We start from the raw sequence: 20,626 nt of genomic DNA on the forward strand, positions 1-20,626 counted from the left end.
TCCGGGCGCGATGACCCGGGAAGTTCCCGCCGAGGCCGGGCGGCATCCGTTCGGCGTTCACCCGGGCGGGTTAGAAGCTCACCATGGGGACACGGGAGGACGCGCGCTGGATGGCTGGTCTCGCGGTGACCGCGAGCGTGGCTGGCGCAGTCGGTGCGCTGGCGGTCGTGCTCGGCGTGGGTGCGCGGGCGTTGCTCAGCCGGCAGGCCGCCGCGGCCCGGGCGGTGATCGGCAAGCCGCACGGGGAGAGCGCGCCGACCAGCGACAAGACCTACAAGAAGCGGTACGGCGAGCCGATCGAGCTGCTCGTGGTCGGTGACTCGATCGCGGCGGGGCTCGGGGCCGAGGAGCCCCGCGGCACGCTGGGCGCCCGGCTGGCCAAGAAGGTCGGCAAGAAGACCGAGCGGGCGGTGCGACTCACCACGGTGGCGCGGGTGGGGGCGGAGTCGTCGATGATCGCCGATCAACTGACCGGGCTGCCGCCGTCGTACCGCCCGGACGTCGCGGTGGTCATCGTCGGCGGCAACGACGTCACGCACCGGGTGCCGGTGGCGGAGTCGGTGTCGCACCTGGTCGACGCCGTCACCTGGCTGCGGGCGAAGGGCGCGGGGGTGGTGGTGGGCACGTGTCCCGATCTCGGGATGCTCCAGCCGGTGCCGCAGCCGCTCCGTCTGCTCGGCTCGCGCGCGTCCAGGCAGCTGGCCGCCGCCCAGGCGCGGGCGGCCCGCGAACACGGTGCCTATGCGGTGTCCCTCTCCGAGGTCGTCGGACCGTTCTTCATCACCAACCCGGAGGAGATGTTCAGCCTGGACCGGTTCCACCCCAGCGCGCACGGCTATGCGAGGACGGCGAAGGCGATCCTGCCCTCCGTGCTCGCGGCCCTGGGCCTGGGCGGCGACGTCCCGTTCGGCCACCAGCCACCACTGGCCGCCGGGCTGGGGCCGGCCCCGGCGCCTGGTCAGTAGAGGCCCCGCACCTGCGCGTGCACCCGCGCCAGCCCCAGCAGGGTCTCCAGTTCGGGGGTGGGTACGCCGAGCGAGCGGGCGAGTTCGATCACCGTGGTGACCAGCGCGTCCAGTTCGATCGGCCGGCCGGCGTCGACGTCTTGCAGCATCGAGGTGCGTGCCGCGCCGAGCCGCCGGGTGACGGCGTGCCGCTGCTCGGGGTCGACGTCGATGTGCAGCCCGATCCGCTCACCCACCTCCGCGGCCTCGCGCATGCACCTGGTCGCGAACCCGCGCAGCTCCGGGTCGTCCAGGATCCGGTCCATGGTGGCGCCGGTGACCGCCGAGAGCGGGTTCATCGTCATGTTGCCCCACAGCTTGAACCACACGTCGCGCTGCACGCAGTCGCTCACCTGCGTGGTGAACCCCGTGCGCAGCAGTGCCGCCACCCGCTCGGCCCGCTCCGAGGTGCCGCCGGTGGGCTCGCCGAGCACGATCCGCTCATCGAAGCGGTGCTCGACCACTCCCGGAGCGGGTGTCGAGGCGCTCAGATGCAGCACGCTCCCCAGCACCTGCCCGGGTGGCAACGTGGCCCGCAGCACCCCACCCGGGTCGGCGGACGGGATCGCGGCGGCGCCGCCCGGCGGCGGGAGCGGCAGCCCGTCGCAGAACCACCACGGGATTCCGTTCGTCGCGCTCACCACCGTCGTGTGCGGCCCGAGCAGTGCGGCCACGGTGGGCGCCACCGCCGGGAGGGCGGTGGCCTTCACCGAGAGCAGGACGACGTCGGGGGTGCGCAGATGCGCGGGGTCGCCGGAGACGCGGATCGGGTACGCCGACCGCTCGCCGTCCTCGATCAGGGTCAGACCGTCGCGGCGTACCGCCTCCAGGGTCGCTCCGCGGGCCACGGCCGACACGGGAACCCCGCCGCGGGCCAGCCGCGCACCGATCAACCCGCCGACCGCTCCGAGCCCCACCACGCAGACGTCCACGCCCGGCAGCGTAGCCGGGGCCAACAGGAGGCATCGAGCATGTGGATCCGCACCCGGCAGCGGTCCGACCCGAGGGCAACGACGTCTCCTGGGTCTGACGCACCGGGTGCTCACCGTGCGGAGACCGGCGGTGTCGTACGCCGCCCGGCGCGCGAACCCCCCACGAGCCGGGCGGCCCCGCGGCAGGGGCGGCCGGTCATCGGGTGCCGCGGCCCCCTGGCGCGAAGACGAGTGGGCAGTGACCGACCCCACGTTCTGGAGTCATCCGGTGGCATGCCGAGTGCTCCCGTCGGCGAGCGTCACGGTGTAGTCCCACGCCTCCATCACCTCGAGGTTCTCACTGCTGGGCTGGTCCGATGGCCACCAAGCGGCGAATCGCCCATCCTCGACCGAGGCCTCCACATCGAAGCCCAGGGGCGTGTGGACGGTGAGGGCGGTGACGTCGCTGCCGACGTAGCCGTGGGTCCAGGTCAGCCACCCCTTCCGGAACCACCCCTCGTCGGTGCTGCTCGCCATGCTTCCGGTCTCATCGATCCGATCCGGTGCCAGGGTCGGGGCCTTGCCGGGGTCCGGGTCATAGCTCCCTATGACCTCGTGGTCGGAGTCGTCCTGCCCGACGAGATCGTTGGGCATCAGGCAGCTCCCTTCCGCGTCGGGCTCGGAGATGAGCACATAGGTCCAGTCCCCGCGCCGCTCGGCGACCAGCGTCGGAGTCGGGCCCGCCGGCATGCCGAGGCCTGCGCGACAGGCGGCCGCGGCCGCAGTTGCCTCCGCGGGGGCGAGCGGTTCGGGGGTGGGCGTCCAGGACGCGAAGGCGGAGCCGGCGCCGAGCACGAGTGCAGGGATGGCGGCGGCCGCCGCCGCGGCGAGACCCAGCGGCACCCACAGCCGCCACCGGCGACGCCGCGGCCCACCCGCCGCGGGCCCGACGCCGTGAGGGGTGGCGACGATGCGGTCGTACGCCGCATCTGCGTGCCGCCGCTCCTCGTCGGTCAGGACTGCCTCAGGAGCGGGGTCGAGATCGCGCAGAGCAGCGGTGAGGGCAGCGGCGGAGTGCTTGTTCATCGGGGGCTCCTCTCGGAAGCAGAGCGGTCGGTCAGGCGGCCGCCGGCGGCGGTGTCGACATGGCTGCGCAGGATGCGGCGAGCGCGCGACAGGCGAAGACGGAACGCGGTCGGTGAGATGCCTAGCACGGCGGCTGCCTCGGGGGCGGTGAGCCGGTCGAGGACCGACAAAGCGATCGCCTCCTGGTGGGAGGCACTCAGCAGTGCCCAGGCCGCCGCGATGTCGACCCGGTGCGCGACCAGATCAGAGTGGCTGCCAACCACCTCGGAAGCGTGCCGAACCTCGGCGAGGCGGACGGCGACGGCATCGTGCCTCGCGTCGCGTCGCCGGGTGTTCTGGAGGACGTTGCGTGCCACGCCGAAGAGCCAGGCGCGCGCCGCCGAGAGATCGACGGGAACCTCGTCGAGGCGGCGCCACGCGACCAGCATGACCTCGCCGACGACATCCTCGGCACGGGTCGGGTGGACGCGTCTGCGTGCGAAACGAAGCAGGTCGAGGTAGACCGCGTCGTAGACCTCCCGGAAGCGTTGTTCACGCTCCGCTGGGGACGAAGTAGTGGACTCCACACCTAGTTCCTGTCCGATCGAGCACAAGTGTGTCGGCTCGGATGGCCTTTTGTGGCATGTCTCGCGGTTCGGTGGGTCGGCCCGGCCCACCGGACGGGCCGGCCCCGGGCACAGGGACGCCCGCACCGCGTGAGCGTCGACATGTGAGCGTAGGCGTGGATCGACCGGTGCCGACCGGCCGGCGGCCCGCGACCGGACCTGTGGTCGTTAGCCGAGCCCACAGGCGGGTACTACACGGCAACGAAAGGGGTGTGGACATCCATGACAATCATCTTGTTGATCATCGCGGCGATCTTCGTGATCGCCGGCATCGTCTCGTTGATCCGGGGGCAGTTCCTCTGGGGCGGTGTCCTGATCGTCGTCGGCCTGCTGATCGGTCCGGGCGGCATCAGCGTCTTCGGGTAGCCGCCGGGTCGGTTCGCCGATCCGCCGCCGGATCGGAGCCCCGGATCCGCCCGACACCGAGCGAGTGTGTCTCGAGGGCCCACTCCTGCGCCGAGGCGTCGTCCTCGGCGCCGGTGCCGGGTCGGTCCCCGGGCGGGTCGTCACCGTAGGCTCGCCCGGGTGACGACCGTCTTCCTGGCGACCTTCCAACTCATGCCGACCGGAGAACCCGGCGGTGACCTGATCGCGCCGCTGGCGGCTCGCGGGATCGAGGCCCGCTGGGTGCGCTGGGACGACCCCGACGTGCGCTGGGGGGACGCCGATCTGGTCGCCGTACGCAGCACCTGGGACTACCACCGGCGCTGGCCGGAGTTCCGGGCGTGGACCCGGCGGGTGGCGGCCGAGACCACCGTGCTCAACGGCGGCCTGATCGAGTGGAACGCCGACAAGTCCTACCTGCGCCTGCTCGCCGAGCAGGTCCCGACGTTGCCGACCGAGCTGCTCGACGACAGTGCCCTGCTCACCGTGCTGGCCGACTCGCTCGACCGGTGGGGGGAGGTGGTGGTCAAGCCGCGCATCGGCGCGGGCGGCCTGGGCGTCGTACCCCTCGGATCGGTCGAGGACGAGCGGCTCATCGGCCTGTTGCCCGGTCCGTGGATCGTCCAGCCCCTGGTCGACAGGATCCGGACGCTGGGGGAGCGTTCACTCTTCGTCCTCGGCGACGAGGTCGTCGCCCAGGTCGACAAGGTTCCGGGGGAGGGCGAGGTCCGGGTCCACGAGCAACACGGCGGCCGCTCGGCCCAGGTGCCCGTCCAGCCGGAGTCGGCCGCGCTGGCCCTGGCGGCGGTGGCGGCCGTCGAGTCGCTCACCGGCACGCGGCCGGCGTACGCCCGGGCGGACCTGATGCCCTGGAACGGCGGCTGGGTGCTGAGCGAACTGGAGCTGATCGAGCCGGGGCTCTATCTCGACGTCGTGCCGACCAACGCGGAGCGGTTCGCCGACCTCGTCGCGCGGGTCTGCCAGGAACTCGGGAACGCCTGACCCCCGATCCAGCGATCCTGCGGCTGCTGCGCGCCGCCGTCCGCTCGCGCCGTGCGCATCGCCGCACCTCGACGGGCCCCATATCCGCCTTCAGCGCTCGGCCGTGAAGGCACCCCCTCCGGGTGACGCACGCGACGGCGACGATCGCTGGAACCAGGCGAGATTCACCCGGCATTTCTTGCACTCGCCATGGTCGAGTGCTAAACATGAGGCTGGCACTCTCATACCGAGAGTGACAACACTCGGAGCGGTGTCAGTTGAGGCCCGGTGCTCCGGCGAGAAGGGTTCGCCGGTCGGCTCGGGTCGTCCGTCGCGGGCAACCCATCGCCCCGTTCCCCAGACTCTTCAATGCGAGGATCGCAGGAGTTATGTCGAAGCTGATTGCTTTCAACGAGGAGGCCCGGCGCGGCCTCGAGCGTGGCATGAACACGCTCGCCGACGCCGTCAAGGTCACCCTCGGCCCCAAGGGCCGCAACGTCGTCCTGGAGAAGAAGTGGGGCGCCCCCACGATCACCAACGACGGTGTGTCCATCGCCAAGGAGATCGAGCTCGAGGAGCCGTACGAGAAGATCGGCGCCGAGCTCGTCAAGGAGGTCGCCAAGAAGACCGACGACGTCGCCGGCGACGGCACCACCACCGCGACCGTCCTCGCTCAGGCGATGGTCCGCGAGGGTCTGCGCAACGTGGCCGCGGGTGCGAACCCGATGGGCATCAAGCGCGGCATCGAGGCGGCCACCGCCGCTGTGTCCGAGCAGCTGCTCGCCATGGCCAAGGACATCGAGACCAAGGAGCAGATCGCCTCCACCGCGTCCATCTCCGCGGCTGACACCACGGTCGGCGAGATCATCGCCGAGGCGATGGACAAGGTCGGCAAGGAGGGCGTGATCACGGTCGAGGAGTCGAACACCTTCGGTCTCGACCTCGAGCTCACCGAGGGTATGCGCTTCGACAAGGGCTACATCTCGGCGTACTTCGTCACCGACACCGAGCGCATGGAGACCGTGCTCGAGGACCCCTACATCCTCATCGCGAACTCCAAGGTCTCCTCGGTCAAGGACATGCTCCCGCTGCTCGAGCAGGTCATGCAGACCGGCAAGCCGCTGGTCATCGTCGCCGAGGACGTCGACGGCGAGGCGCTCTCCACCCTGGTCGTCAACAAGATCAAGGGCACCTTCAAGTCCGTCGCCGTCAAGGCCCCGGGCTTCGGTGACCGCCGCAAGGCCATGCTCCAGGACATCGCCATCCTCACCGGTGGCCAGGTCATCTCCGAGGAGGTCGGCCTCAAGCTGGAGACCACCGGTCTCGAGCTGCTCGGCCAGGCCCGCAAGGTCGTCATCACCAAGGACGAGACCACCATCGTCGAGGGCTCTGGCGACCAGGCCCAGATCGAGGGCCGGGTCAACCAGATCCGTGCCGAGATCGAGAACTCCGACTCCGACTACGACCGCGAGAAGCTCCAGGAGCGCCTCGCCAAGCTGGCCGGCGGCGTGGCCGTCATCAAGGTCGGCGCGGCCACCGAGGTCGAGCTCAAGGAGCGTAAGCACCGCATCGAGGACGCCGTGCGCAACGCCAAGGCGGCCGTCGAGGAGGGCATCGTCGCCGGCGGCGGCGTCGCCCTGGTGCAGGCTGCCGCTGCGGCCTTCGAGAAGCTCGAGGTCGAGGGCGACGAGGCCGTCGGTGCCGCGATCGTCCAGAGCGCGACCTCCGCCCCGCTCAAGCAGATCGCGGTCAACGCCGGTCTCGAGGGTGGCGTCGTCGCGGAGAAGGTGAAGGGTCTCACCCCCGGTCACGGTCTGGACGCCGCCACCGGCGAGTACGTCGACATGATCGCCGCCGGCATCATCGACCCCGCCAAGGTGACCCGTTCCGCGCTGCAGAACGCCGCGTCGATCGCCGCGCTGTTCCTCACCACCGAGGCCGTCGTGGCCGACAAGCCCGAGAAGGCGCCGGCCATGCCCGGTGGCGACATGGGCGACATGGGCGGCATGGGCGGTATGGGCTTCTGAGCCCCGCCCCCGTGCTCACCTGAGCATCACCACAGGGCCCCCGCCGTCACGGCGGGGGCCCTGTGCCGTTCCCGTGCGGTCCCCATGTCGTTCCGTCCCTGTGTGGTTCCGTCCGTGTGCCGCCGCGGTGCCGTCCCTGGGTTGATGCGCGGTTCGTGACGGTGTCGCAGGATGGCCGGGTGAGCGCTGCCTACGACGTGCGTGCGACCGGGCGGGTCCAAGGGGTCTGGTACCGCGCCTACGTCGCCGAGCAGGCCCGCCGGCAGGGCGTGACCGGCTGGGTCGCGAACCAGCCCGACGGCTCGGTGACCGGCCACTTCGAGGGGGAGTCCGCCGCCGTCCTCGCGCTGATCGAGACGTGCCGTATCGGCCCGCCGAAGGCGCGGGTGGACCACCTCGAGGTCACCCCCTCCGGGACCATTGGGGCCGAGACTTTCGAGGTCCGCCGGTGATCCGGTGCCCGCGGGGAACGGGGTGGGGCGGAAGGATCGGGCGGGCCAAGACCCAGGAAAACGCTGATCAATCCCGCCTGCTGCGCGCCGCGATGCGGCACGCCGGCGGCGCCGCGCTCGCTCGATCGGCCCCAGCATGCCTTCGCTCCCGCGGCTTGCCGGACGCACTCGCCTCGCAACGCTCGCGATGCCGGTATTGATCAGCGTTTCCCTCACGGCGGGATGTGTGCGCGGCTGTTGGGCCGGGCTGGTTGGATAGGGGGGTGCAGACGAAGAAGCCCCGCCTCGCCCTGCTGTCCGGTGCCCTCGCCGCAGCAGTGGTCTTCGTGGCCCTCGGGTACGCGTTGTTCGCCATGTTCGGAGATGACGATGCGGCGGGTGACGACGCGTCGCAGACCTCCGCCGACGGCTCGTCGGCGAGCCCCTCCGAGAGCGGATCGGCGTCTCCCAGCGCCCCCTCGTCTGCGGATACCTCCGCCCCGGCCGTGACCACGCTCGCCTTCCCGGCGGCCGGTGGCCGCTGCCTGGTCCCCACCTCAGAGGCGCTGGCCGCCAAGGACCTCGCCCTGGCCGGCACGGTGGTCTCGGTGGACGGAGACCAGGCCACCGTGGAGACCACCGACGTGTACGCCGGCACCGTCGGCGACACGGTCGCCGTGGCGATGCCCGGGGCGGCCGCGTTCGAGGGCGACTTCTCCCTCGAAGAGGGCCAGGACTACCTCCTGGCGGCCGACGACGAGGGCACCTTGACCGTGTGCGGCTTCAGCGGGCCGGTCTCCCCGCAGCTCCAGAAGCTGTACGACGCCGCGTTCAACTGAGCCAGGCGTGCACGCCACGGGGCTCCTCCTCGCCGCGGGTGCGGGCCGCCGGATGGGCCGGCCCAAGGCGCTGATGCGCGACCCGGACGGCACCGCCTGGCTCACCCGCAGCGTGCGCGTCCTGCTCGAGGGGGGCTGCGAGGACGTACTCGTGGTCCTGGGTGCCTCGGCGGACCAGGCCGAGCGAGTGCTGGCCGAGGACTGGGCAGGCAAGGCGCCGAGTGCGGTCAGGGTGGTACGCGCCGAGCGCTGGTCGGACGGGATGTCCGCATCGCTTGTGGCCGGGCTGGCCGAGCTGGCCGAGCTGGCCGACGGGGATGCCGAGGTCGCGGTCGTGCACCTCGTCGACCTGCCGGACGTCGGCCCCGGCGTGGTCGCGCGCTTGCTCGCGGCGGCAACCGTCGGTCGCGAAGCCGACCAGGTCCTGGCCCGGGCCGCCTACGGCGGCGTACCGGGTCATCCGGTGCTGCTGGGCCGCGCCCATTGGCCGATGATCGCGGAGCAGACCCACGGCGACCAGGGTGCTCGCCGCTACCTGGCCGGGCGAGCCGTGACCCTCCTCGAGTGCGGGGACCTGGCCGGCGGAGCGGACCGCGACACCCCGGCCTGACGCGCCGCCCCGCCATGACCGGGCGAAGGATGGTGGTGCCAACGGGGTCGGGTGCCCCTAGAGTGAGTCGCAGGTTGGACTGAATCACTGGGGCCCCGGGTCGTGGCGCAGTAGATCTCGCCGCAGGGGCTGCTTGCCGGACTGTCGGGTGTGAGGAGATCCGCATGAGTGGCTTCGACTACGACGTCATCGTCGTCGGTTCCGGGTTCGGGGGGAGCGTCGCGGCACTGCGCGCCACCGAGAAGGGTTATCGGGTCGGCGTGATGGAGGCCGGCCGGCGTTGGCTGGACGAGGACATCCCGACCACCAGTTGGGACGTGCGCAAGTTCCTCTGGCAGCCCGAATTGGGGATGTACGGCATCCAGAAGATGGCCGTGCTCGACGACGTGCTGATCCTCTCCGGTGCGGGGGTGGGCGGGGGCTCGCACGTCTACGGCAACACCCTGTTCGTCCCCCCGAAGCAGTTCTTCGAGGCGCCGGAGTGGTCGCACATCACCGACTGGTCCGAGGAACTCGCCCCGGCCGTCGATCAGGCCAGCCGGATGCTGGGCGTGGAGCGCGTCCCCTACATGCTGACCGACTTCGACCGGAACATGAAGGCCGTCGCCGAGGACATGGGGGTCGGTCACTCCTTCAATCGGGCGCCGGTCGGCGTCTACTTCGGCTCCCCCGGTGAGGAGGTCGAGGATCCCTACTTCGGCGGTGTCGGACCGCGTCGCACCGGGTGCATCAACTGCGGTGACTGCATGATCGGCTGCGGGCGGAACGCGAAGAACAAGTTGACGGTCAACTACCTCTACCTCGCCGAGAAGTTCGGGGCCAGGGTGCACGAACTGCACGAGGTGCACGAGGTGGTGCCGTTGGAGGGCGGCGGGTTCGAGGTGCGCGCCCGTCACCCCGGCTGGATGCAGCGGGCGTTCAAGCGGGATCGCCACGTCTACACCGCCGAGCAGGTGATCGTGGCTGCTCATGCCTACGGTTCGGCGAAGCTGCTCCACCACATGCAGTACGACGGCACCCTGCCCGGTCTCTCCACCGAGCTCGGCAGGCGGGCCCGTACCAACTCCGAGCAACTGCTCAGCGTGACCATCCCGTACGAGGACTGGAAGCGCGACCCGGAGCGGGTCCACATCACTCCCGGATCGGTCTCGATCACCTCGGGTGTCTGGCCCGACCCCTACACCAGCATCGAACCGGTCTACTACGGCCGCGGCAGCAACCTGATGGCCTTCATGTTCACCTTTCACCAACAGGGCGCGCAGGATCATCCCACCCGGGAGTGGCTCAAGAAGCTGGTGACCAGTCCGGGAGAGGTGCTCAAGTTCGACGACCCGCGGCACTGGTCCGAGCGGATGGCGGTGATGCTGTGCATGCAGACCTCCGACACCTCCATCGACCTGTTCTGGAAGAACGGCATGTTGCGCAGCAAGCCCGGACCCGGCACGCCACCCGCCGCCCACATCCCGGTCGTGGAGGAGTACGTCGACCGGCTGGCGACCCGGATGGGGGCCGATCAGGGGGCACTGGCCTTCGAGGTGCTCGACCGGACCGCGTCGGCTCACTTCATCGGCGGGATGTCGATCGCGGAGTCGCCCGATGACGGCGTCGTGGACCCCTACCAGCGGGTCTTCGGGCACCCGGGGCTGCACGTGATGGACGGCAGCGTGATGCCCGCCAACCCCGGGGTGAACCCCTCCCTGCTGATCACCGCTCTCGCCGAGCGCGCGATGTCGCTGTGGCCCGACAAGGGCGAGCCGGACCCCCGTCCCCCGCTCGGTTCCGGGTACGAGCGGATCGCCCCGGTCCTACCGCGACGGCCGATCGTGCCGGCCGGGGTGCCGGGCGAACTGCGGCTCGACGCGCGCGCGGCCGACATCATTCCCGAATACCCCTACTGACCAGCCGGGAGACGCCATGCCCGCCACCAGCAGCCGTGAAGGATTCCGTCTCCTCGGCCCCGCCGCCGAGGTGACCGAGGGATTCGTCGTGCCCTACTACGTCGCCGAGCACAAGCGCCGGGTCGCCGTCGCCAGGGTCAACGGCGACCTGTACGCCGTCGACGATCTGTGCACCTATGAGGCCTGCCCGCTCTCGGCCGGGCTGCTCGAGGGCACCACGATGATCTGCCAGTGCCACGGCTGCCGCTACGACCTCACCACCGGGGAGGTGCTTCGTGGGCCCGCCATGGAAGGGCTCGAGACCCATGCGGTCGAGGTGATCGACGAGCAGATCCATGCCCGCATCGCCCCCCGCATCTGAGCGGACCGCGGCGATCGGAGGCTCCCCGCCAGCGGCCCGAGCCGTGCGGCGCACGTCCCCGAGAGGAGATCGGTGGTCTCCTCGGGACACGGCTGTGGCACAGTCACCGGGTGCCTGTTGTCCGTGTCGCGCCGAACGTCGACATCGCCTACGAGAGGTTCGGGAGCCCGGATGACCCCGCGCTTCTGCTCGTGATGGGTGTCGGTGCCCAGCTGATCGCCTGGCACGAGGACCTGTGCCGTCTGCTCGCCGAACGCGGTCGCCACGTCATCCGGTACGACAACCGGGACTGCGGTCTCTCCACCAAGTGGGACCGCCACCCGGTGGATCTGGCGGCGTTCGTCTCCGCGGTCAGCCACGGTGACATCCCGGCAGCGCAGGGCATGATCCCCTACACGCTCTCGGACATGGCCGCCGACGGGATCGGCCTGCTCACCGCGCTGGGGATCGAGCGCGCTCACGTCGTCGGCGCATCGATGGGGGGCATGATCGCCCAGCGGATGGCGATCGAGCATCCGGCGCGGATCCTCACCCTGACCTCGATGATGTCCTCGACCGGCGAACCCGAGGTCGGCCGGTCCTCGGCCCGAGCCCAACAGATCCTGTTCACCCCGAGGCCGGCCGACCGGGACGGGTACGTGCGTGCCGCTGAAGCGGAGACGGTGTGGGCGTCGAGGCGTTATCCCGATGTCGCGGCACTGCGGGAGCTGGCCGCGGCCAGCTACGACCGCGCCTACTACCCGGCCGGCGTTGCCCGGCAGCTGGGCGCGATGGTTCTCGACGGGTCACGCGCCGCGGCACTCGCGAGGCTGCGGCTCCCGACCCTCGTCATCCACGGGCTCGACGACACCCTGATCGATCCCAGCGGTGGCCGGCGTACGGCCGAGCTGATCCCGGGCGCAGAGCTGGTGCTCATGCCCGATATGGGACACGACCGCCCCAAGCACCTGTGGCCCGACCTCGTCGATGCGATCGCCGGCCACACCGACGGCGGCGGAGGAACCGGACCGACCGACGGAGGGCAAGCCACCACCTGACCGACGACTCGGCGTGGACTGATCACCAGCTGTACTCGGGGTCGCCCCGCTGGTCGTCGAGCCACTGCTGGTTGTCGCGGCGCTCCTGGTAGCCCCGCTCGTTGCGCTCCTCGAGCAACTCCTCCTGCGGGGTCTCATCCTCCGGCGGGGGCGGGTCGGAGAGCGGCGGGGGCTGGCGTTGACCGGTCGGCGGGAGCTTCTCCCGGAGCCGCTGGTCGACCGATCCGGAGTCCTCGGTGAGCTCCTCGGAGCCGGCGTCCTGGGGGCATCCGCCCTCGGCCAGCGCGTTCACGCCGGCCTGCCAGTGCTGCTCGGCCGCGGCGCGGTCACCGGAGCGCGCGGCGTCATCGCCGAGCGCCTCGAAGGCCAGGGCGAGGTTGATCCGCACCACGCACTCGCGGTCCTCGGGCACGACGGTGAGCGCCTCGCGGTAACGGGCGACCGCGCCCTGGTGGTCGCCGGTACGGAACGCCGCGACCCCCGCGTCGAACGGCGCGATCCAGCGCTCGAGCACGTTGAGTCGCCGGTTGGCGTCGTAGTCCTCCAGCGCGGCCGGGAAGTCACCCGCGGCATAGGCCCGGTCCCCGCTGCTCTGGTTGCCCAGCATCAGGCCGACCTTCGCCGCGAAGGCCAGCAGGATCAGGGCGGGCAGCAGACCGGCCAGCAGGAGGGTGGAGCGGGTGCGATTCATCGGCTGCCGCCGTGGGGGCGAGGGCGGGGGGCCGGACGACGGGTGAGACGCAGGGTCCGGACCGCGAGGGTCACCTCCACCAGCACCAGCACCAGGAGGAGCAGGCCGAGCAGCCAGGTGAACTCCCGGTCGGTCTCCACCGGGTCGGTGCCGGCGGCGTAGGTCGGGGCGAAGCCGTCGGTGATCTCCGCGATCGGGGTGGGGTCGGTGACGGTACGACGCTCCACCGGGATCCCGAGATCGGCACCGACCCGGGCGAGGTTGTCGGGATCGCTCCGGGAGAGGATCGGCTCGCCCTCGTCGTCACGCATGACCTCCTCCCCGGAGCCGTCGTCCTCGACCGGCATCGGTCCACCGGACTCGGTGCCGTAGCCCAGCACCACGCCCGCGTCGACCACGTCGGCGAGCTCGGCGAAGGAGCGCTGCTCGGCACCCTTCTTGGTGTTTTCGCCGTCGCTGACGAAGACCACCACCCGGCGCCGGTCGGGGTGCTGCTCGGCGCTCTGCTCGAGCCGGGTGCGCATCTCCTCCAGCGGTTGATCGATGATCGAGCCGGCGCCGAAGTAGGGGTCCTCCAGCCGCAGGGTCCAGACCAGGGAGTCGTAGGCCGCGAGGTCGGTCGAGAACGGCATCGCGGTGCGCACCACGTCACCGCCGAAGGTGATCAGGGAGAACCTGGACCCGGCGAGCTCCTCGGCAAGCGCGTGCAGATCCTCCTTGGCGGCGTTGATCCGGGGGCCGCCGTCGGGCTGGTCGAGCGCGGCCATCGAGCGGGTGCGGTCGACCACGACCAGGACGTCGAGATCGGAGAGACGCCCCTCGGCGTGGTCGGTGCCCCACCCCGGACGCACGAGCACCCCGACCAGGAGAAGCAGCACCAGGCAGCGCAGGGTCCACAGCGCGACGGTGGCGGGCCGGCGGAGGAGAGGGGTCATGGGCGCACCCGGCCGATCCGGGCACGGTCACGACGGGCCAGCACCCACTCGGCCACCCATCCGGTGGCGAGCAGTCCGATCCCGACGACGGCGAGAGCCGTGGGTGCGGCCGGCTGGTCATGGGGCACCGGCCGGGAGGGCAGCTGCAGTCGGGTGCGCTCGAGCCGCTGGATGCCGTCGACGATCGACCCGGTGGTCTGCCCCTGGCCGAGCAGGGTGAGGGTGCCGCCCGAGGGAGCGACCGCCTCCTCGAAGTCCTCTCGCAGGTCCGGGTTTCGGCGCAGCGCGGGCGAGCCGATCCCGTAGACGACGATGTCCCGGTCGGCGGCGTAGCGACCCGCCTCGGACATGGTGAAGATGGTGCGTCCCTGCTGCTCGTTGTCGGAGGCGAGCACGACCGCGCGACCGCGCTCGGTCTCGGGCCGATCGAAGCTCTGCGCACACGTCACAAGACCGTCGGCGACCAGCGAGCTGCCGCCGTACATCAGGATCGTGCCGGCGACGTAGTCGGGATCCTCGACCGAGAGCTTCTGCTCGGCCAGGTCGAGCTGGTCGCGGATGAAGTCGTAGTCATCGGTCAGGGGGAAGACCGGCACGGCGGCGCCGTTGAAGATGGTCAGCCCGATCCGCTCACCCTCCAGTTGGTCGACGAGCTCCCGGAAGGCGGCCAGGACCTCGACGTTCTCATCGGTCATCGAGGTCGAGGAGTCGAGGCAGAGCATGATGTCGCGGCTGCGCTCGGTGGGTGGCTGGGCGGTGACCGCCGAGGGACGCGCGGCCAGCCAGACCGCGGCCAGCACGACCAGCAGTGCGGCCGCCGCCCGCCACCAAGCCCAGAAGCGGCGCCGCCGGAGCAGGACGGCGTAGCGGGGGAGGCCGCGCAGGACGCCGCTGTGCGCCACCCAGGTGGTGTCGCGGTGGCGGCGGCCCGGACGGAGGGCGAGACCCACCAGCACGGCCAGCGGGACGGCGAGCAACAGCAGCCACATCAGCGGCCAGCGCAGGTCGGCGCCCAGCTCCATGCTCACCCCCACCTCGTCACGAGCGACCGGGCACGGTGGGCGGCCTCGCCGAAGGCGCGGTCGGCGCCGCCGAGGTCGTCGGGTGCGAACTCGGGTGGATACATGACCTCGATCGCCTCCGCGAGCTCGGCGGGCGCGTCTGCGCGCAGCTCCTCCAGCGTCATCACCGGTGCCTCGATCGGCGTCACCTGGGCGACGTAGGAGCGCAGGATCGTGCTCAGCTGCTGGTGGGCGACACGGGCGGCCAGGCTGCCCGCGGCCACCGCGCTCTCGACCGCGTCGAGCTGCTCCAGGTGCTGGGCCCGCACCGTGCCCACGTCGCCGCCGCGGCGCTGCTCCGTCCGGCGTCGCCACGGTCGGCCCCACAGCGACACGACGACGTAGTAGACCACCACAGCGAGAACGGCGAGGACGCCGAACAGCGCCCACCACGAGGAGTACCCGACGGGATCGACCAGTTCGTCGGGGGCGGGGGCGGCGAGGTCAGCGAACATGCGCATGCCGGTGCCTCTCCAGGAGCCGGAAGACCGCCGGGACCGCGGAGTCCTCATCGCCGACCTGCTCGTGGGCGATGCCGAGCCGCTCCAGGGTCGAGCGCCACTGTGCCCGGCGGCGGGCCACCAGGTCGGCGTACTCGGCCCGCAACTGTGCGTCGCCGCGAAGCCACTCGGGCACCGCCGTCGCGGTGTCGACGTCGACCAGGGTGTCGGCGGACGCGGTGGTGGGGTCGAGGTCGCCGACGGTGACCAGCAGGACCTCGTGCTGCACCACCAGACGGCGCAGGGCCGACTCCAACGCCGGATCGAGCGGCTCGTCACCGGCCGGTTCGACCTGATCCGTGGCCGGGTCGTCGGTGACCACCAGCAGGATGCTGCGTCGCCTCACCACCCGGGTGACGAAGCGCAACAGACCGGCGAGGTCGCTCGGAGCCGCGCCCGGCACGGTGGCGTCGTGGATCGCCGCGAGGCCGTGCTCCAGCGCCACCTCGGTGGTGGCCGGGCGGCGGATGTGCTGCTCGGCGCTGTCCCCGTGGACCACGGTGACCTGGTCGCCGTGTCGCAACGCCAGCCACCCCACCAGACCGGCCACCAGCACCGCGGCCTCCCGCTTGCTCCGCGTTCTGGTGTTGCCGGCCGCCATCGAGCGGCCCGTCGAGACGACCAGGGTGATCTGGTGTTGCCGGATGGCGACGTAGCGCTTCACCAGCAGCGAGCGGGACCGGGCCGAGGCCTTCCAATCGATGTCCTTGACGTCGTCACCGCGGACGTACTCGCGCAGGTCGTTGAAGTCCAGGCTGCGGCCGGTGTGCAGCGAGGCGTACTCGCCGTCGAGCACCCCGCGCACCGGACGGTGGGTGCGGAGCGCGAGGCGGGACTTGACCCTGGTCAGGTGCGGCACGGTCGGCTCACGGTGAGGGGATGGCGGAGAAGACGGCGTCGATGATGGTCTCCGGTCGGACCTGGTCGGCCAGCGCCTCGAAGCTCAGGTGCAACCGGTGGCGCAGCACGGGATGACGCAGCTCGCGGATGTCCTCCGGGATGACCCAGCTCCGCCCCCGGATCACCGCGAGCGCCCGCGCGGCCTGGAAGAAGGCGATCGAGGCCCGCGGGCTGGCACCGACCTCGACGTATTCGCCCAGCCGGTGCGCCGGCCCCTGCCCGAGGGCCTGTCTGGCCTCCCGGGTGGCGCCGACCAGGGTGACGATGTAGCGCTTGATCGCCGGGTCGACGTACACCCGGCGGGTGAGGGCCTGAAGCCGGCGGACCTGATCGGAGGTGATCACCGGTGCCGGGTCGCGGGAGCGGTCGGTGCCGCCCAGGGTGCCGTCCTGGAAGCGGTCGAGCACCAGCAGCTCGTCCTCCGGGCGGGGGTAGGTGACGATCTCCTTGAGCAGGAACCGGTCCATCTGGGCGTGGGGCAGGACGTAGGTGCCCTCCTCCTCGATGGGATTCTGGGTGGCGAGCACCATGAACGGCTGGGGGAGCGGGTGCACGACCCCGGCGATCGAGGTCTGTCGCTCCTGCATCGCCTCGAGCATCGCCGACTGGGTCTTGGCGCTGGCGCGGTTGATCTCGTCGAGCAGCACGATGTTGGCGTGCACGGGCCCGAGCTGGGTCTCGAACTCGTGGTGGCGCGGATCGTAGACCTGGGTGCCGATGATGTCGCTGGGCAGCAGGTCGGGGGTGCACTGGATGCGGGAGAAGTCGGCTGCCACCGAACCGGCCAGCGTGGTCGCCGCCAGCGTCTTGGCCAGACCTGGGACGCTCTCCAGGAGCACGTGGCCCTCGGCGAGCAGCGCCACGATCAGCGCGGTGCGCAGGCGGTCCTGCCCCGCCACCCGGGCGCGGAAGGAGTCGGTGACGGTGCGCAGCACCTCACCGGCCTCCGCGATCTCCTCGCTCGAGGGCGGGGCCGGGTGCGAGGCGGCGCCGGGGGAGATGACGGGGTCGGCGGGGAGCGTCATGGCGGCCTCTCGGCTGGTGCGGGCGGTGCGGGATGCGTGGGGCACGATCCTGGTGCCCCTCGGACGGGGTCCGGAAACACTTCTCACGCTAGCCAACGTCTCCGACACTATGGTGTGGCCATGGATGCGCTGACCACCGACCAGCTGGCCGATCGTCTGGCCGGGACGGGCTACCTCAGCGACCCCGAACTCGCCACCGTCACATACCTGGCCCTGCGGATGCAGCGGCCACTGCTGCTCGAGGGGGAGCCCGGCACCGGCAAGACGGCGCTGGCCGAGGCGCTCGCCGAGGCGCTGGAGCTGCCGCTGGTCCGGCTGCAGTGCTACGAGGGGATCGACGCCAGCCAGGCGCTCTACGACTGGGACTTCCCCCGCCAGATCCTGCACCTGCGAGCGCTCGAGGCGGTCGGCCGCTCCGGGCAGGACGTCGAGGAGGCGGAGAAGAGCCTCTACGACGAGCGCTTCCTGCTCGCCCGCCCGGTCCTGGCCGCCCTCCAGCAGGCTCCCGCGGTGCTGTTGGTCGACGAGGTCGACCGGGCCGACGACGAGTTCGAGGCGTTCCTGCTCGAGGTGCTGGCCACCTACCGGGTGACCATCCCCGAGCTCGGCACCATCGCCGCACCGGAGCCGCCGCTGGTCGTGCTCACCTCCAATCGCACCCGCGAGCTGCACGATGCGCTGAAGCGGCGCTGTCTCTACCACTGGATCGACCACCCCGGGCTGGAGCGGGAGGTCGCCATCGTGCGCTCCCGCGCACCCGAGGTGGACCAGACGCTGACCCGCCAGGTCGTCGCCGTGGTCCAGCAGTTGCGGACGGACGCCGGACTGCTCAAGCCCCCCGGCGTTGCCGAGACCCTCGACTGGGCGCGGGCGCTGCACCACCTCGGCACCACCGAGCTGGACCTCTCCTCGGCCGCGACGACGCTGGGTGCCCTGGTCAAGTACCGCGAGGACACCGAGCGCGTCCGAGCCGCACTCGACCGGTTGTTGGCGTGACCGGACCGGGGGCCGGAGCGGCCCGGCCCGCGGTCGAGGTGCTCCTCGGCTTCGCCCGGGCGCTGCGTGCCGCCGGAGTGCCGGTGACCCAGGACCGCAGCCGCAGCTACTTGGAGGCCGTGGCGATCCTCGGCCTCGACGACCTGCCCGGCACCTACGCCGCGGGCCGGGCGACGCTCTGCGGCTCACCGGACGATCTTTCGCGCTACGACGAGATCTTCACCGCCTGGTTCGGCGACCCCGCCGCGCTCGGAACCGGCCGGGCGCCGGCTACCGCCACCGCCACGATCGTGGATCTCCCGCTCGACGAGCTCGGTCCCGGTGAGGAGACCAGCGAGGGTGAGGACCCGGTCCGGGCCCGGGCCAGTGCGGCAGAGGTGCTGCGCCACCGGGACGTGTCCGCCCTCTCGGCGGCGGAGCGGGCGCGGCTGGCGGTGCTGTTCGGCGGGCTGCGGGTGCGGCCGCCGTGGCGGCGTACCTTCCGGCACCGGCGGTGGCACCGCGGTGAGGTGGACGCCGCCCGCACCCTCCGGGCCTCGCTGCGCAGGATGGGGGAGCCCGGCGAGATCGCGTGGCGGCGACCCGGCGTACGTCCGCGGCGGGTGGTGCTGCTGATCGACGTCTCCGGCTCGATGAGCGGATACACCGAGGCCCTGCTGCGCCTCGGGCACCGGCTGGTCACGGCCCCGGCGAGCGCCGGTCGGGTGGAGGTGTTCACGGTGGGCACCCGGTTGACCCGCGTCAGCGCCGCGCTGCGTCACCGCGACCCCGAGCGGGCGCTGGCGGCCGCTGGTGACTCGGTGCCGGACTGGTCCGGCGGCACCCGGCTGGGGGAGGGCCTGCAGGCCTTCATGGACCGTTGGGGTCGCCGGGGGATGGCCAGGGGCGCGGTGGTGGTGATCGCCAGCGACGGTTGGGAGCGGGGCTCGGTCGACCAGCTCGCCGAGCAGGTCGCGCGGCTGCATCGGGTCGCGCATCGGGTCGTATGGGTCAACCCGCACCGCGGCAAGGTCGGCTACGAACCGTTGCAGCGCGGGATCGTGGCCGTCCTACCGCATCTGGACGACTTCGTGGCCGGGCATTCGCTGGCGACCTACGCTGAACTCGTGGAGGTGATCGGTCGTGCGTGAGGTGCTGCCGCAGCTGCTGGACTGGTGGCGATCGGGCAAGAGCGTCGGGATGGGCACGGTCGTGGCGACCTTCAGGTCCGCGCCGCGTCCCCCGGGGGCCTCGATGTTGGTCGGGCCGGACGCCAGCGCGGTCGGCTCGGTCTCCGGGGGCTGCGTCGAAGGTGCGGTCTACGACCTCGCCCAGCAGGTGCTCGACTCGGGCGATCCGGTGCTCCAGCGCTACGGCGTCTCCGATGATGATGCCTTCGCCGTCGGCCTCACCTGCGGTGGCATCCTCGACGTGTTCGTGGAGAAGGTCGACCGGGAGACCTTCCCCGAACTCGACGACATCGCCGCGGATCTCGAGGCCGGCCGCCCGGTCGCGGTGGCCACCCTGGTCGAGCACCCCGACCCCGGCCGGGTCGGTCGCCGGATGGTGGTGCGGCCGGGTGTCGATGCCTCGACCGGCGTCAGGGGAGCCTCGCTCGGGTCCGGGCGTCTGGAGGCCGCCGTACACGACGACGCGCTGGGCCTGCTCGCCGCGGGGCACCACGGCACCCTCACCTACGGGCCCGACGGCGAGCGCCGCGGCGAGGGCGCCCGCGTCTTCGTATGGGCCTTCGCGCCCAGGCCCCGGATGCTGGTCTTCGGGGCCATCGACTTCGCCGCGGCGGTGGCCAAGGTGGGCACCTTCCTCGGCTACCGGGTGACCGTGTGTGACGCGCGGCCGGTCTTCGCGACCGCGAGCAGGTTCCCGGGCGCGGAGGACGTGGTGGTCGACTGGCCGCATCGTTACCTCGCCGCCGAGGAGGAGTCCGGCCGGATCGACCAGCGCACGGTGATCGCGGTGTTGACCCATGATCCGAAGTTCGACGTACCCCTGCTCGAGGTGGCCCTGCGGCTTCCGGTGGTGGCCTACGTCGGCGCCATGGGCTCGCGGCGTACCCACGACGACCGCCTCGCCAGACTCCGTGAGGCGGGCCTGACCGACGACGAACTCGCGCGCCTGCGCAGCCCGATCGGGCTCGATCTGGGTGCACGGACCCCCGAGGAGACCGCTGTGAGCATCGCGGCCGAGATCGTCGCGGGACGCTGGGGAGGCAGCGGTGAGCCGCTGGCTCGCACCTCCGGGCGAATCCACACGGACTGACCCCGTAGTCCACCGATAGCCCACCGATCCCATCGCGACGGCGCCGGTCGGTGAGGATCGGGCGGCCCCTCGCGGCAATGTGGCC

Annotated in this window: 22 protein-coding genes; 13 read left to right on the forward strand and 9 right to left on the reverse strand. The window is 71.7% G+C overall.

All coding sequences use genetic code 11. The annotated features are described in order from the left end of the window. Positions 1–83: 83 nt before the first annotated feature. Positions 84–965, forward strand: coding sequence for an SGNH/GDSL hydrolase family protein (locus tag G515_RS21360; RefSeq protein WP_084653550.1), 882 nt, complete (start codon positions 84–86; stop codon positions 963–965). On the opposite strand, the gene G515_RS0113260 is transcribed toward G515_RS21360, so the two are convergent. The 3 genes from G515_RS0113260 to G515_RS21365 form a co-directional block, all read right to left on the reverse strand. Further along, positions 959–1,936: a ketopantoate reductase family protein gene (locus tag G515_RS0113260; RefSeq protein WP_028660522.1), complete on the reverse strand. Its 978-nt coding sequence runs from the start codon at positions 1,934–1,936 to the stop codon at positions 959–961. The genes G515_RS21360 and G515_RS0113260 overlap by 7 nt on opposite strands. Positions 1,937–2,197: 261 nt before the next feature. After that, positions 2,198–3,001 carry a hypothetical protein gene (locus G515_RS0113265; protein WP_028660523.1) on the reverse strand — a complete coding sequence of 268 codons (804 nt, stop codon included), beginning with the start codon at positions 2,999–3,001 and terminating at the stop codon, positions 2,198–2,200. Next, positions 2,998–3,567 (reverse strand): RNA polymerase sigma factor, encoded by a 570-nt coding sequence (locus G515_RS21365; protein WP_051218366.1) that lies wholly within the window; start codon positions 3,565–3,567, stop codon positions 2,998–3,000. Before G515_RS21365 ends, G515_RS0113265 begins: the two co-directional genes overlap by 4 nt. 261 nt (positions 3,568–3,828) lie before the next feature. Between G515_RS21365 and G515_RS23510 the strand changes: the two genes are divergently transcribed. From G515_RS23510 to G515_RS0113315, 9 genes are all read left to right on the forward strand, one after another. Then, positions 3,829–3,972 (forward strand): GPGG-motif small membrane protein, encoded by a 144-nt coding sequence (locus tag G515_RS23510; RefSeq protein WP_169570605.1) that lies wholly within the window; start codon positions 3,829–3,831, stop codon positions 3,970–3,972. Positions 3,973–4,131: 159 nt separating this feature from the next. Beyond that, complete coding sequence (locus G515_RS21370) at positions 4,132–4,992, forward strand: ATP-grasp domain-containing protein (RefSeq protein WP_051218367.1); 861 nt, start codon at positions 4,132–4,134, stop codon at positions 4,990–4,992. A gap of 368 nt (positions 4,993–5,360) precedes the next feature. After that, complete coding sequence (gene groL / locus G515_RS0113285; protein WP_028660524.1) at positions 5,361–6,998, forward strand: chaperonin GroEL; 1,638 nt, start codon at positions 5,361–5,363, stop codon at positions 6,996–6,998. 179 nt (positions 6,999–7,177) lie between these two features. Continuing rightward, on the forward strand, positions 7,178–7,450 hold the full coding sequence (locus tag G515_RS0113290) for an acylphosphatase (protein ID WP_028660525.1): 273 nt from the start codon (positions 7,178–7,180) through the stop codon (positions 7,448–7,450). A 263-nt stretch (positions 7,451–7,713) separates the two neighbouring features. Further along, positions 7,714–8,268: a hypothetical protein gene (locus G515_RS0113295; protein ID WP_028660526.1), complete on the forward strand. Its 555-nt coding sequence runs from the start codon at positions 7,714–7,716 to the stop codon at positions 8,266–8,268. A 7-nt stretch (positions 8,269–8,275) separates the two neighbouring features. Then, positions 8,276–8,878 (forward strand): nucleotidyltransferase family protein, encoded by a 603-nt coding sequence (locus G515_RS0113300; protein WP_028660527.1) that lies wholly within the window; start codon positions 8,276–8,278, stop codon positions 8,876–8,878. 164 nt (positions 8,879–9,042) lie between these two features. After that, positions 9,043–10,776 (forward strand): GMC oxidoreductase, encoded by a 1,734-nt coding sequence (locus G515_RS0113305; protein ID WP_036555523.1) that lies wholly within the window; start codon positions 9,043–9,045, stop codon positions 10,774–10,776. Between the two features lie 16 nt (positions 10,777–10,792). Next, a complete protein-coding gene (locus G515_RS21375; RefSeq protein WP_084653552.1) occupies positions 10,793–11,137 on the forward strand; it encodes a Rieske (2Fe-2S) protein in 345 nt (114 codons plus the stop codon). A gap of 110 nt (positions 11,138–11,247) precedes the next feature. Then, positions 11,248–12,174, forward strand: a complete 927-nt coding sequence (locus G515_RS0113315) for an alpha/beta fold hydrolase (RefSeq protein ID WP_028660529.1) — start codon at positions 11,248–11,250, stop codon at positions 12,172–12,174. Positions 12,175–12,196: 22 nt separating this feature from the next. On the opposite strand, the gene G515_RS22765 is transcribed toward G515_RS0113315, so the two are convergent. The 6 genes from G515_RS22765 to G515_RS0113345 are packed head-to-tail and all read right to left on the reverse strand — an operon-like array spanning position 12,197 to position 17,286. Continuing rightward, complete coding sequence (locus tag G515_RS22765) at positions 12,197–12,865, reverse strand: hypothetical protein (RefSeq protein WP_028660530.1); 669 nt, start codon at positions 12,863–12,865, stop codon at positions 12,197–12,199. Beyond that, positions 12,862–13,800, reverse strand: a complete 939-nt coding sequence (locus G515_RS0113325; RefSeq protein ID WP_028660531.1) for a vWA domain-containing protein — start codon at positions 13,798–13,800, stop codon at positions 12,862–12,864. Before G515_RS0113325 ends, G515_RS22765 begins: the two co-directional genes overlap by 4 nt. Next, complete coding sequence (locus G515_RS21385) at positions 13,797–14,822, reverse strand: VWA domain-containing protein (RefSeq protein ID WP_051218368.1); 1,026 nt, start codon at positions 14,820–14,822, stop codon at positions 13,797–13,799. The genes G515_RS0113325 and G515_RS21385 overlap by 4 nt, the downstream gene beginning before the upstream one ends. 2 nt (positions 14,823–14,824) lie before the next feature. Next, positions 14,825–15,322, reverse strand: coding sequence for a hypothetical protein (locus G515_RS0113335; protein WP_028660532.1), 498 nt, complete (start codon positions 15,320–15,322; stop codon positions 14,825–14,827). After that, the gene (locus G515_RS0113340) at positions 15,306–16,220 is read right to left on the reverse strand and encodes a DUF58 domain-containing protein (protein WP_028660533.1); all 915 of its coding nucleotides are present in this window, start codon (positions 16,218–16,220) and stop codon (positions 15,306–15,308) included. Before G515_RS0113340 ends, G515_RS0113335 begins: the two co-directional genes overlap by 17 nt. A 7-nt stretch (positions 16,221–16,227) precedes the next feature. Then, on the reverse strand, positions 16,228–17,286 hold the full coding sequence (locus G515_RS0113345) for an AAA family ATPase (RefSeq protein WP_036555780.1): 1,059 nt from the start codon (positions 17,284–17,286) through the stop codon (positions 16,228–16,230). A 120-nt stretch (positions 17,287–17,406) separates the two neighbouring features. Between G515_RS0113345 and G515_RS0113350 the strand changes: the two genes are divergently transcribed. From G515_RS0113350 to G515_RS0113360, 3 genes are read left to right on the forward strand one after another with little or no spacing between them, the layout of a single operon-like run. Then, positions 17,407–18,282: an AAA family ATPase gene (locus G515_RS0113350; protein ID WP_028660535.1), complete on the forward strand. Its 876-nt coding sequence runs from the start codon at positions 17,407–17,409 to the stop codon at positions 18,280–18,282. Then, complete coding sequence (locus G515_RS0113355) at positions 18,279–19,412, forward strand: vWA domain-containing protein (protein ID WP_051218369.1); 1,134 nt, start codon at positions 18,279–18,281, stop codon at positions 19,410–19,412. The genes G515_RS0113350 and G515_RS0113355 overlap by 4 nt, the downstream gene beginning before the upstream one ends. Next, positions 19,405–20,541, forward strand: a complete 1,137-nt coding sequence (locus G515_RS0113360; RefSeq protein WP_028660537.1) for an XdhC family protein — start codon at positions 19,405–19,407, stop codon at positions 20,539–20,541. Before G515_RS0113355 ends, G515_RS0113360 begins: the two co-directional genes overlap by 8 nt. Positions 20,542–20,626 lie beyond the last annotated feature (85 nt).

Source organism: Nocardioides insulae DSM 17944, from assembly GCF_000422825.1.
GTDB classification, from domain to species: Bacteria; Actinomycetota; Actinomycetes; order Propionibacteriales; family Nocardioidaceae; genus Nocardioides; species Nocardioides insulae.